11 protein-coding genes are annotated in these 11,793 nt (G+C 63.0%); 6 read left to right on the top strand and 5 right to left on the bottom strand.

Going from position 1 to position 11,793, the window contains the following annotated elements; genetic code table 11:
- Positions 1 to 195: 195 nt before the first annotated feature.
- The gene (gene greA / locus A3A9_RS0109670) at positions 196 to 669 is read right to left on the bottom strand and encodes a transcription elongation factor GreA (protein ID WP_027030561.1); all 474 of its coding nucleotides are present in this window, start codon (positions 667 to 669) and stop codon (positions 196 to 198) included.
- A 262-nt stretch (positions 670 to 931) separates the two neighbouring features.
- Positions 932 to 1,471 (bottom strand): tetratricopeptide repeat protein, encoded by a 540-nt coding sequence (locus tag A3A9_RS0109665; RefSeq protein ID WP_027058603.1) that lies wholly within the window; start codon positions 1,469 to 1,471, stop codon positions 932 to 934.
- Between the two features lie 143 nt (positions 1,472 to 1,614).
- Here A3A9_RS0109665 and A3A9_RS0109660 point away from each other — a divergent pair, with 143 nt between their 5' ends.
- From A3A9_RS0109660 to A3A9_RS0109645, 4 genes are all read left to right on the top strand, one after another.
- The gene (locus A3A9_RS0109660) at positions 1,615 to 2,040 is read left to right on the top strand and encodes a DUF3775 domain-containing protein (RefSeq protein ID WP_027058602.1); all 426 of its coding nucleotides are present in this window, start codon (positions 1,615 to 1,617) and stop codon (positions 2,038 to 2,040) included.
- 594 nt (positions 2,041 to 2,634) lie between these two features.
- Positions 2,635 to 3,327 carry an extensin family protein gene (locus A3A9_RS45695; protein ID WP_245279004.1) on the top strand — a complete coding sequence of 231 codons (693 nt, stop codon included), beginning with the start codon at positions 2,635 to 2,637 and terminating at the stop codon, positions 3,325 to 3,327.
- Positions 3,328 to 3,525: 198 nt separating this feature from the next.
- On the top strand, positions 3,526 to 4,332 hold the full coding sequence (locus A3A9_RS0109650) for an extensin family protein (protein WP_027058600.1): 807 nt from the start codon (positions 3,526 to 3,528) through the stop codon (positions 4,330 to 4,332).
- Positions 4,333 to 4,506: 174 nt separating this feature from the next.
- Positions 4,507 to 5,214: an LssY C-terminal domain-containing protein gene (locus tag A3A9_RS0109645; RefSeq protein WP_027058599.1), complete on the top strand. Its 708-nt coding sequence runs from the start codon at positions 4,507 to 4,509 to the stop codon at positions 5,212 to 5,214.
- Positions 5,215 to 5,228: 14 nt separating this feature from the next.
- Here A3A9_RS0109645 and A3A9_RS0109640 read toward each other — a convergent pair whose 3' ends face one another.
- On the bottom strand, positions 5,229 to 6,251 hold the full coding sequence (locus A3A9_RS0109640) for a zinc-dependent alcohol dehydrogenase family protein (protein ID WP_027058598.1): 1,023 nt from the start codon (positions 6,249 to 6,251) through the stop codon (positions 5,229 to 5,231).
- Between the two features lie 126 nt (positions 6,252 to 6,377).
- On the opposite strand from A3A9_RS0109640, the gene A3A9_RS0109635 reads away from it, so the two are divergent.
- The gene (locus tag A3A9_RS0109635) at positions 6,378 to 7,292 is read left to right on the top strand and encodes a LysR family transcriptional regulator (RefSeq protein ID WP_027058597.1); all 915 of its coding nucleotides are present in this window, start codon (positions 6,378 to 6,380) and stop codon (positions 7,290 to 7,292) included.
- A 75-nt stretch (positions 7,293 to 7,367) separates the two neighbouring features.
- Positions 7,368 to 8,678, top strand: coding sequence for a hemolysin family protein (locus A3A9_RS0109630; RefSeq protein WP_027058596.1), 1,311 nt, complete (start codon positions 7,368 to 7,370; stop codon positions 8,676 to 8,678).
- Positions 8,679 to 8,696: 18 nt separating this feature from the next.
- Here the strand turns inward: A3A9_RS0109630 and A3A9_RS0109625 are convergent, their stop codons facing one another.
- Positions 8,697 to 10,016 carry an HlyD family type I secretion periplasmic adaptor subunit gene (locus tag A3A9_RS0109625; RefSeq protein WP_027058595.1) on the bottom strand — a complete coding sequence of 440 codons (1,320 nt, stop codon included), beginning with the start codon at positions 10,014 to 10,016 and terminating at the stop codon, positions 8,697 to 8,699.
- A gap of 3 nt (positions 10,017 to 10,019) precedes the next feature.
- Entirely contained in the window at positions 10,020 to 11,774 is a 1,755-nt protein-coding gene (locus A3A9_RS0109620) for a type I secretion system permease/ATPase (RefSeq protein WP_027058594.1), read from the bottom strand.
- Positions 11,775 to 11,793 lie beyond the last annotated feature (19 nt).

Raw genomic sequence — 11,793 nt, 5'->3', positions numbered from 1 at the left:
GTTTTCGAGAACCGGAGCGGAGCGTACTTAAAGTACGTGAGCACCGGAAGCGCAGAAAACCGCTCGCGCATGACCCCGAAAATCGTATCGATTTTCGGAAAGGATCATGCGCTAACTGAAGAACCTACAGCGTCCTTTGCCCGTCTGAGACGCGCGGCGCTGTAGTCGGCCGCCAGAGTAGAATTATCAAAGGTCCTAAATAAACTGCACCTGGACGATCTCATACCCCCTGGCACCACCGGGCGCGTTGACCTCGATGGCGTCGCCGACTTCCTTGCCGATCAGCGCGCGCGCAATTGGCGAGGAGATCGAGATGCGGCCGGACTTCACGTCGGCTTCCTGGTCGCCAACGATCTGGTAGGTCTTCTTTTCCTCGGTGTCCTCGTCGACCAGCACCACGGTGGCGCCGAACTTGACCTTTTCACCGCTGAGCTTGCTGACGTCGATCACTTCGGCGCGCGCGATATAGTCTTCGAGCTCGTTGACGCGGCCCTCATTGAGGCTCTGCGCCTCCTTGGCGGCATGATACTCGGCATTTTCGGACAGGTCGCCATGCGAGCGCGCTTCGGAGATCGCCTCGATGATGCGCGGCCGCTCTTGCTGCTGGCGCCAACGCAGTTCTTCCTTCAATGACGCGAACCCCTCGCCTGTCATCGGGACCTTGTTCATGATGCATGACCTTTCCTGCCGCCACCCCCGCGTTTCGGGGAAAGCCTTGTCACAAAAAGAAAACGGTCCGGTAGCCTCGGGCTAACGGAACCGTTTCACCGCAATTTCCCAAGATATAGCAATCTTTCCGGGTTTTTCACGCCCAAAAATCGGTTTTGCGAAAATCATCACCGCTTTCATCGGCAGGGCGGCGCATAAGATAGCAGGTAAAAAAACGGCCGCGATCGCTCGCGGCCGCTTGGGGAACCCTTCGAGAGCCTGATCAGCTCCTCATGAAATGGTCGATCTGCTCCGAAAGCATGCCGTATTCGCGCGAACCCTTGCCGGTGCGCTTCTCGATTTCCGCCAGCTGCTGCTGGGCGCCGGCCAGATCGCCGATCTGAAGATGCGCTTCGCCGAGATATTCCCGCACCAGCGTGTAGTTCGGGTCGATGCGCAGCGCTTCCTCGTAATAGCCGAGGCCGACGGTGACACGGCCGGAATGGCGGTGCGAATAGCCGAGATAGTTGAGGATGCGCGGATCCTGCTTGTTGGCGGCAAGGCTGAGCACAGCGATCGCTTCGTCATAGCGACCAGCCAGCGCCAGCGCATGGCCGGCATCATAGATGCTGTCGTCGTCCAGCATGCCTTCCTGCGGTGCAACACACTTTTTCTTCTTCTTGTCCCAGACCTGGCCCTTCTTGCACTGAGTGACCGTCTGGTCGGTACCGGTACTGTCGCCGCCGGCGGCGAACACTGGAACGGCCATGAACTGCAGGGCGAGAAGCGCGCCCGCCGCCTGGATCAGCACTCTTTTATGCATGGAAGCCTCCTTGAGGGGTGAGAATGCAAGACTAACGCCCCATGGCCCGGGTTTCATCCCGGAAAAAAGCAGAATTGGAGAACATCAGGTGACGCATGCCTGAAATCCGCTATCATCCAGCCAACGACTGACGGAGACGACCCGTGCAGCGACGGCTTGAAAAAGACTGGGACCTTACGATCGGCCCCGACACTGTGCGCCTGTTCATTCTCAAGGCCAAGGCCTTGAGTGCCGCCGTCAACGAGGATTATGCAGACGGCGCCGAGCACGAGGTCGAACTCGACGGCGAGTCCCATGTCAACCATCACCATGACGGTCTCGCCGAGGAGAGCTCGGAAAACCTCACCGAGGAAGAGCTGCGCGAGCTGATCAACGACCTCAATGTCGATGAAGCCGCCGAACTGGTGGCGCTCGCTTGGGTCGGCCGCGGCGACTACGATGCGTCGGAGTGGGCGGACGCGCTGGCCGCGGCGCGCGAACGCGCCAACAAGCGCACGGCGAAGTACCTGCTCGGCATGCCGCTGCTCGCCGACTGGCTGGAAGAAGGGCTGGAAGCGATCGGCGCGTAACGGCGCGGTTACCGTTCGTGATGGGCTGAAGGCAACTTCCGGGCGCGCGCGCCGTTGTCGGCGATGGGGTCGCTTGTCTTTTCCCGAATTTACAGGATTGCACTGGCCACGGCCGTCACCGCTTTGCTGGTGACGCCTGCCGATGCCAGACATCGCAACAAGCATCACGGGCCGCTGTCCCCTCGGGTGGAGCAGCCGTTGACGCCACGGGTCGACCAGCCGTTGAAGCCGCGTGGCCGGCATAAGACGAAATCGCGCGTGGAGCAGCAGTCCGCGCCGAACCCGGCCCCGCAGAAAACGCAAAATCCCCCGCCACTGTCTGCGACGCCATCGCCTCCGCTGCCATCGCCTGCCGATGCTCCGGTGCCTGAACCCCGTCCCGCAGCCACTGCAAAGACGCAAGACCAGAAGACCGAAATTCCCAAGATGGAGGATCCCAAGACAAACGGGGCCAAGTCAGACGCCCCCATCCCAGGCGCAGATTCCGACCCGTTCAATGAAGAAAAGTCCCGTCAGAAAGAACAAGCACGTCCCGAGCCTTCGGCCCAGGAGCCATCAATCGACACGGAAAGCGAGCCTGAGCCGCCGGCCGATGTGCCTATCCCGACACCAAAGCCCGACACCGCCGAGCCTGAGGCTCAGCCGCCGACTGTCGCCCCGCAACCGCCGCCAAAGCCTGCGGATGCCGGCGACAAGAAGATGCTTCCCGACCCGCGCTCGGCCGATCTGCCCGCGGACCGGATGCCTGCCGAGGAAGTCGCCTGTCGCGAGCGCCTGAAGGCGCTTGGCGTCGAATTCGAGGAGCACAAGGTGGAAAGCAATCCCGAAATCGGCTGTTCCATCCCTTATCCCCTCGTCATCAAGACGCTCAACAAGTCGGTCGCCATCGGTCCTGCCACCGAGCTCAATTGCTCGATGGCCGAGGCCGCCGCGCGCTTCACCACCGATGTCATCCAGCCGGCCGCCAAGACGGAGTTCGGCGCCGACCTGAAATCGATCAGCCAGGCGTCAGCCTTTGTCTGCCGGCCGCGTCATGGCACCAGAAAACTGTCCGAGCACGCTTTCGGCAACGCTCTGGACATCGGCAGCTTCACACTCTCCGACGGAAAAAAGATTGAGATCAGCCCGACACCGCCGAAGAAGGACGCGAAATTCCTCAACGCAGTGCGCAAGGCTGCCTGCGGTCCGTTCAAGACAGTGCTTGGACCCGGCGCCGACGCCGACCACGCCTTGCACTTCCATCTCGATCTCGAACCACGCAAGCATGGCGGGACGTTCTGCCAGTAGGCTGGTCGACCGGACGGCTTGCCGCAATTCAGCCGCAGGCATGAACGCGGGCGCTGAGTTTTCCTTTACCCTTGATCGTTAAAATGCCGGATATCCGAACCATGATCCCGAAAAGTGGGAACCGGTTTTCGGAAAAGATCATGGTCAGGCAAAAGTTCGAACCTGATCACGGATCAGACTCGAACTAGGATTCCGCCAATGACCGGCAAATTTCGCGCCGTGTTTTTCGCCACCGCGCGCCAATCGAAACCCGCGATGCTGGCGGCCGCCGGCCTAGCGCTTGCGGCCGTTTCGGCCTGCAACACCGGCAGCGTGCTGTCCTTGCAGCCGGCCGTCGATGTGGGCACGCAGACCTCGGCCGTGCCGCAATATACGGGCATGCAGAGGCTTGTCCCTTCCAATCCTTACATGACGCAGGCCGCCTATCCGCGCATGGATGAGCCAATGTCGCCGGTCGAGCAGATACCGGCCAGCGAAACCGACTGCCGCCAGCAGCTGAAGCGCCTCGACGTCGCCTATACCGACCTGGCGCCGATCCATGAGGGACAATGCGGCATCGACTATCCCGTAAAAGTCACGGCCATCGGCAGCATCCAGATGAAGCCCGCCGCGACCCTGACCTGCGATATGGCCGCCACCTTCGCCGCCTGGACCAAGAACGAGCTCGTTCCCTCCGCCCGCTGGCGCTACTTCTCCGGCGTCGAGACCATCCACCAGGGCTCCAGCTATTCCTGCCGCAACATCGCCGGCGAAGGCGTGCTGTCCGAGCACGGCAAGGGCAATGCGCTCGACGTCATGAGCATCGAGCTCAACAATGGCGACGACATCGACGTGCGCAAGCCCGGCCTGTTCGCCTTCCGCACGCGCGGCTTCCTCAACAATGTGCGCGCCGATGGCTGCCAGTATTTCACCACGGTGCTCGGCCCCGGCTACAATTACGACCACCGCAACCATTTCCATTTCGACATCAAGAATCGCAAGAACGGCTATCGCGCCTGCCGCTAATGCATGTCGCCCAAAAGTGACCTCGGTTTTGGGAGAACGACATGCACGAGAATAAAGAAGCTAAAGCGCGTCGCCCCTTTCGAGGTGAAGCGCTTTAGCATTGGCGCTCCCGCCCTCTGCCAGCGGCCAACGACTCCGCATAGAGTGTCGCCCGGAACGGTTGGGCGACGACACATGAGCCAGCGAAGTATTCAGCGACGCATTGCGATCTGGATGGCGGCCCTTTTGGGCGCCTGGCTGGCGCTTGCCTATCTGGCGGCGCCGGAATTCTGGACATTCCGGGAGCGCGGCTTTCGCGACGAGCGCTTCGAAATGGTGACGCGCACGCCGCAAGGCATTCCGGGCGACCCGATCAATGTCGGCCTCGTCGGCACTGAGAAGGAGGTGGTCCATGCCTTCGCCGTCGCCGGTTGGGACACCGCCGACGCCGTCACCTTGAGGACCGCGATCGACATCGGCGAAAGTGTCCTGTTTTCCCGCCCCTATCCCGATGCGCCGATGAGCCGCCTGCTGTTCGAAGGCCGCGCCCAGGATCTCGCTTTCGAAAAGCCGGTCGGCGACAGTGCCGACCGGCGCCACCATGTCCGCTTCTGGCAGACCGATACGGTCGGCGACGACGGCCGCCCGCTCTGGCTGGGCTCCGCCAGCTTCGATCGCGGCGTCGGTCTCAGCCACGATACGGGCGCGATCACGCATCACATCGGTCCCGACATCGATGCCGAACGCGGCTTCCTGATCGACGACCTGAACGCAGCCGCTCTGCTGGCATCGACCAGCGACCTGGCGGGCATCGGCGCCACCAGGACTGGCCGCAATGGCGGCGGCGACCTCTATTTCACCGACGGCAAGGCAATCATCGGCGTGCTGAAGCAGCTACAATGACCGGGCGGCAAAGGTCAGGTCGTGGTGACCACGATCTTGCCAAACGGCCCCTTCTCCAGATGCTGCAAGGCCTGAGGCACCTCATCAAAGCCAAAGACCTTGTCGATGACCGGCTTGATGCCGAGCGCCTTGATCGCCTGGTTCATCCGCTCGAAAGACCGGCGATGGCCGATCGACAGGCCCTGCACGGTGATGCGGTTGCGCATGAATGGCAGGATCGGGAAACTGAGTTCCATCGAACCCAGAAGACCGATGATCGAGAGCCGGCCGTCAGCCGCCAGCGCGTTCAGCGATCGCCGGGCATTGTCGCCGCCGACCATTTCCAGCACATGGTTGACGCCCAGCCCGTCCGTCAGCGCTCGCGCGGCTTCGTCCCATGCCGGCTGCGTGCGGTAGTTGATCCATTGCCAGGCGCCAAGCTTTCTTGCCCGCTCAAGCTTCTCGTCACTGCTCGAGGTGACGATGGCGCGCAAACCGAATGCCTTGGCGAACTGCAGCGCAAACAGCGACACGCCGCCAGTGCCCTGGATGAGGATTGTCTGGCCCGCCACCGGTCTGGTCGCCTCGGTCATTGCAAACCAGGCCGTCAGCGCCGCGATCGGCAGCGTCGCCGCCTCGATGTCGCTGAGCGATGGCGGCGCCAGCACGGCGGCATCCTCGCCGAAGACCACATGGTCGGAAAGCATGCCCGGCAGTGAGGAGCCCAGCGTGTGCTTGTGCAGCACCGGCGGCGCGTCACCATCCGGCCAATCGGCGATGACGTGGCCAAGCACGCGTTGCCCGACCTTGAAGCGGCTGACCGCGCTGCCGACAGCCACCACCTCGCCCACAGCGTCCGATGTCGGCACGAAGGGAAAGCTGAGGTCGGGGATCAGCGTGCCCTCGACGATCATCTTGTCCTTGTAGTTCAACGACACGGCTTTCGTGCGCACCAGAAGATCGTGCGGCCCGGCTTCGGGGATTTTGCCCGTCACCTGGCTCAGCCTGGACAGGCCGAAACCGCTCATCTGCCAGGCTCTGTTGATTTGGGTGCTCATATCGCTTCGCGCTCCGTCATTGATGGCCACGCGAGACATTTATGCTTTTCAACTATGGAAAATAGAGCTCCTATGCGGCATATTTGGCAACTGATTGATAACTTAAGTTCGACAATTGGAACCGTCATGGAATCGACCGACCTGCAAGGCATCGTCGCATTCGTCCAGGCCGTGGAGGCTGGCAGCTTCACTGGTGCCGGCGAGCGGCTGCATGTGACGAAGTCGGCGATCGGCAAGTCGATCGCCCAATTGGAGCAGCGGCTCGGCGTTCGCCTCCTCAACCGCACCACCCGCAGCCTCAGTCCGACCAGCGAAGGCGAGAGCTACTATGAGGCCTGCGTCAGGGCGCTGGCCGAGATCGAGGCGGCGCAGTCACTGCTTGCCTCGCGCCGGCAGATCCCCTCCGGCCGGCTGCGCATCGACGTGCCGCTCGCCTTTGGCCGGCGCTGCGTCGCGCCCGTCCTGTTCGAGATTTCCAGGAAATTCCCGGAGCTGACAGTGGAAATCTCCTTCAACGATCGCCGCGTCGACCTGATCGAGGAAGGCATCGACCTCGCCGTCCGCATGGGAGAACTGGACGACAGCCTGTCGCTCGCGGCCAGGCGCATCTATGCCCAGCGCTCGGCCATCTGTGCGGCTCCCGCCTATCTCAGGGAACATGGCAGGCCGCGATCGGTCGACGATCTCGCCCATCATAGCGTCATCGGCTATGGCCGCGAGGGCGTCGTCCGTCCCTGGGTGATCAGGCACGGCGACGGCCATCTCACGACCTTCGTCCCCAGGGCGAGGCTGGTTCTCGGCCATGGCGAACCGATGCTCGATGCCGCCCTTGCCGGTTGTGGGATCGCCTTCCTGCCGACCTGGCTGGCGGCCGACAGCCTCAGGAATGGCGACCTCGAAATGGTCCTGTCGGACTGTCTGGTGGAAAACACTGTCGTGCACGCCGTGTGGCCGGTGACGCGCGCGCTTACGCCAAAGGTGCGTGTTGTCGTCGACGCCTTGATCGAGCACTTTTCAGCGCCGTTGTGGGATGCACCCTGAATGACGGGACTGTCATCTTCTAAAAATAGAGCCGGACTATTTTCGAGCGCCCCATCGCAATGCTATTGAGCCCTCATGCTATACGTTGAAATTGCTATCGTGGTCGTCCTCATCTGCGTGAACGGCCTTTTGTCGATGTCCGAACTCGCTATCGTTTCATCGCGCCCGGCACGGCTCAAGGCGATGATCGATCGCGGCGTCAATGGTGCCGGCCGCGCGCTCGATCTTGGTTCGAATCCCGGCAAGTTCCTGTCCTCGGTACAGATCGGCATCACGCTGGTCGGCGTGCTTTCCGGCGCCTTCTCCGGCGCCACGCTGGGCGACCGGCTGTCGGTGTACCTGGCCTCGACCGGCATGCGCGAAAGCGTCGCCGACCCGCTCGGCGTCGGCATTGTCGTTGCCATCATCACCTATTTCTCGCTGATCGTCGGCGAACTTGTGCCCAAGCAGATCGCGCTGCGCGACCCGGAGCGCGTTGCCGCCCGCGCGGCTCCGGCCATGACCATCCTCGCCACCATCTCGGCGCCGCTGGTGTTCCTGCTCGACATTTCCGGCCGCGCCATATTGTGGCTGCTTGGCCAGCGCGGCGAAAGCGAGGAGAAGGTCACCGACGAGGAGATCAAGATGCTGGTCGCCGAGGCCGAGCATCATGGCACCATCGAATCCGACGAGCGGCGCATGATTGCCGGCGTCATGCGGCTTGGCGACCGCGCGGTGCGTGCGGTGATGACGCCGCGCACCGAGGTCGACTGGATCAATCTGCAATCCGACGACACGGCGATCCGCAAGCTGCTGATGGAAACCCAGCATTCGCGCCTGCCGGCAGGCGACGGCGGTGTCGACGTCATGGTCGGCGTCGTCCAGACGCGTGACGTGCTGGCCGCGATCCTTGCCGGCCGCACGCTTGACCCGCGCAAGCATGTGCGCGCCGCGCCCATCGTCTACGACCAGGCCGACGCGCTCGACGTGCTGCACAAGCTCAAGGAATCCGACGTGCCGATGGCGCTGGTGCATGATGAATACGGCCATTTCGAAGGCATCGTCACCCCGGCCGACATTCTCGAAGCCATTACCGGCGTGTTCCGCGCCGACCTTGATGCCGGCGACGAGGAAAACGCCGTCAAGCGCGAGGACGGCTCATGGCTGCTCGCTGGATATATGCAGGCCGACGAGATGGCCGAGATTTTGGGCATCGACCTGCCCGAAAACCGCGACTACGAGACCGTCGCCGGCTATGTGCTGTCGCACATGCATCATTTGCCGGCGACCGGCGAATGCGTCGACGCTCAAGGGTGGCGCTTCGAGGTGGTCGACCTCGACGGCCGCCGCATCGACAAACTGATCGCGACCCGCCTGCCCGGTAGCCAGCGCGAAGCGGTGCGCTGATCGTTCGATCCCCAATATCTACCGCTCCGTGAAGGCGCGAGCGAAGGAATCGAGCATCGGTCGTGCCAGATACTCGAAGAATGTCCGGTCGCCGGTGTTTATAAACGCCTCGACAGGCGTTCCGGGATAAAGCTCCTCGGGTCTCACGCCGGACGGCAACTCTGCGGCAATCTTCAGCCTGGCGCGGAAATAGGGCTCATGCGTAGCCTGATCGATGAGCCGGTCCGCGGAAATTTGTGTCACGGTGGCTGAAACCTCTGGGGTAAGCCGCATGTTCAAGGCCGACAGTCGCAGTTTCGCCGGCTGGCCGACACGGACCTGGTCGATGTCTTTTGGCCGCAGCCTTGCATCGACGATCAGGCCCGATGCCGTGGGCAGGATCTCCATGATCTTTTCGCCGGGGGCAATCACGCTGCCCTTGGAATTGTAGGTCGACGAGACGACTATGCCCGCCGCCGGCGCCTTGATCGTCGTTCGCCGCAGCACCGCCTCCGCCGCCCCGATCTGTTCCTCGAAGTCGGCCAGGTTGGAACGAACCTCCTCCAGCTTCGTCAGCGCCTCCTCCACGCGTTGCGTGGTCTGGCGCTCGCTCTGCTCCTGGGCTTCGACGATCTGAGTGTTGGCCGCTGCGATATTGGCTTCCAGCATCCCGGCCTGCCCGATGAGATCTGCCTCGCTGCGCAAAAGTTGTGAGTATTCGGTACGGTTGGTGAGGCCCTTGTCCAGCAGGCTGGTCTTGATGCTGAGTTCCTTCTTCACGATTTCGACTTGTTGCTGAATGGCCTGTTTCTGGGACTGCAATCCCACGACAGACTGGCGATGCATGGCCAGTCGTTGGGCGAGGATCGATTGTTCCGATCGAAACCGGGCGAGCCTGGCATCGAATTCCTTCTGCTGTTCTCGAACCAACATCTCGAAATCGGCCTGGAACGGCGCTGGCGCCGCTTTGGTGATTGGCGCCAGCCGGTCCAATCCGTCGCGTTCCGCCTCCAGCCGCGCCGCGCTCGCCCTGAGCGCGATCGACTGTCTTGTCAACCGGTTGAGCTGTGCCCGCGCGGCCGTTGGATCGAGCATGATCAGATCCTGGGCCTGTTGCACGCGATCGCCTTCATGGACCAGCAATTCCTGGACGATGCCGCCCTCGGGATGCTGGATCAGGATGTTTCCGCCGGTCGCCGAGATCGTCCCTTGCGTGATCACCGCTCCCGACAAGGGCGCGCTGACGCACCAATAGCCAAAGCAACCCACCAATAGGGCTATCGCCGCGTATCCGGCGGATGCCACACGCCCTATGTCGGTGCGCGGACTGCCTTCCCAAGCGAGGCTCTGGACTGCCATGGTCTATGATCCGAAGCGGGTGTTGTGCGTGCGAAGCGTCGCGGCGAAAGACCCTGTCACCACCGGATTCTGCCGGGGAATGCCCTTGCCGGCGCCGGTGCTGGCCACAGACTGCCGCAACACCTCGCCGCTCGGGCCGAAGGCTTCGATCACGCCGCCGCGCAAAAGTATCACGCGGTCACAGGAGGCGGCAATCGAAGGGCGGTGCGTGATGACGATTGTCGTGACGCCGGTCGCTTTCACGGCGCCAAGCACCGCTTCGAGCGCTGCTTCGCCCGCGCCATCGAGATGGGCGTTGGGCTCATCCAACACGAGAATCCTGGGAGCGCCGTAGAAGGCGCGCGCCAGCCCGATCCTCTGGCGCTCGCCGCCCGACAAATTTCTGTCCGACGGACCTATCAATGTCTGGTAGCCGTCCCGCTGTGCCAGGATCAGGTCATGCGCCTCAGCCCGCCTGGCTGCCTCGATGATCGAGGCGTCATCTGCATCGGGGTTGAAGCGGGCGATGTTTTGCGCGATCGATCCTGGAAAGAGCTCGACCTCCTGCGCGAGGTAGCCGATATGCTTTCCAAGCTGGCTTTCGTCCCAGGTCCTGAGGTCGGCGCCGTCGATCCTCACCGCGCCGCCGGTCGGCCGGGCAGCGCCCACAAGCAACCGCGCCAGCGTGGATTTGCCGGCGCCGCTTGGGCCGACGATGGCCAACGCTTCGCCGGCGCCAATTTGGAAGTTCAGTCGCTTGAGGATGGGTTCGGTGCCGAGCTGGGCATTCGGCGCCATAAAGAAAACGTCCTGCATGGAAATCGCGCCAGTCGGATCGGGCAGGATCAGTTTCCGCGCTTCAAGCGGACGCGCCGCAAGCGCCGTCTCAAGCCCTCTCCACGCTCGCCGGGCGTCGGCGATCTGCCGCCAGGCGCCGATCAACTGGTCGAGCGGCTGCAGCGCGCGCGACGACACCAGCGAGGAGGCGAAGATCATGCCTGCCGTCATCTGCCCGTCGAGCACCAGCCATGCGCCGGCGCCGAGGATCGCCAGTTGCAGCATCATGCGCAGCGCCCGCGAAGCGCCGCTGAAGATCGCATTGGCACTCGCGGAGCGGTCATGGAGGGTGAGCGCTGCCGCGACGTGCCGTCGCCAGACCTGCGCGGCGTTCTCGACCATGCCCATGGCACGCAGCGTTTCCGCATTGCGGGTAAAGGCCTGTTCTGCCTGGCTCGCTAAAGCCGAACACTCCGCGGACAACACGTCGTTCCTGCCGATGGCAAGCTGGTTGGCCACGACCAGGAGAAGCAGAAGCGCCGCGCCACCGACGGTCACCCAAAACAGCACCGGATGGATCAGATACAGCAGGGCGAGAAAGACAGGGGCGAAGGGCAGATCGAACAACACCGTCACGCCGCGCGACCTGACGAAGGCGCAGACCGAGGCGAGGTCGCGCAGTGGCGACAGGCCGCCGGCATATTTTGCGCCGAGCGAAACGGCGAATGTGCCGGCACCCAGCTTCCGGTCGAGGGTCGCCGCGACGCGCTGCGTGTAAACGGCGCGGATCGCGTCCAGCAGCCCGAGAACCGCGAGCGCGAGAACCGCGATGCCCGAAAGATAGACAAGCGTCTCGACGCTAGAGGACGGCAGCACGCGGTCATAGACCTGCAGCAGATAGAGCGGGATCACCAACAGCAGGATGTTGATCAACAGCGAGAAGACGCCGACATCGGCGATGGCGCGCAGGAAGACCGGGCGCAGGTCGGACGGTCCGGTCATTTCCACATTCCCCTACGCT

It is taken from the genome of Mesorhizobium loti CJ3sym, from assembly GCF_000472785.1.
GTDB classification, from domain to species: Bacteria; Pseudomonadota; Alphaproteobacteria; order Rhizobiales; family Rhizobiaceae; genus Mesorhizobium; species Mesorhizobium loti_E.
Note: the sequence above shows the minus strand (reverse complement) of the source record. Positions and strands in the feature narration are given on the sequence as shown.

Bases quoted from the DNA above. Each gene is read 5' to 3' on its own strand.
- A3A9_RS0109650 (WP_027058600.1), top strand. From the start codon at position 3,526: ATGACCGGCAAATTTCGCGCCGTGTTTTTCGCCACCGCGCGCCAATCG.
- A3A9_RS0109635 (WP_027058597.1), top strand. From the start codon at position 6,378: ATGGAATCGACCGACCTGCAAGGCATCGTCGCATTCGTCCAGGCCGTG.
- A3A9_RS0109620 (WP_027058594.1), bottom strand. From the start codon at position 11,774: ATGACCGGACCGTCCGACCTGCGCCCGGTCTTCCTGCGCGCCATCGCC.
- A3A9_RS0109630 (WP_027058596.1), top strand. From the start codon at position 7,368: ATGCTATACGTTGAAATTGCTATCGTGGTCGTCCTCATCTGCGTGAAC.
- A3A9_RS0109645 (WP_027058599.1), top strand. From the start codon at position 4,507: ATGAGCCAGCGAAGTATTCAGCGACGCATTGCGATCTGGATGGCGGCC.
- A3A9_RS0109665 (WP_027058603.1), bottom strand. From the start codon at position 1,471: ATGCATAAAAGAGTGCTGATCCAGGCGGCGGGCGCGCTTCTCGCCCTG.
- A3A9_RS0109625 (WP_027058595.1), bottom strand. From the start codon at position 10,016: ATGGCAGTCCAGAGCCTCGCTTGGGAAGGCAGTCCGCGCACCGACATA.
- greA (WP_027030561.1), bottom strand. From the start codon at position 669: ATGAACAAGGTCCCGATGACAGGCGAGGGGTTCGCGTCATTGAAGGAA.
- A3A9_RS0109640 (WP_027058598.1), bottom strand. From the start codon at position 6,251: ATGAGCACCCAAATCAACAGAGCCTGGCAGATGAGCGGTTTCGGCCTG.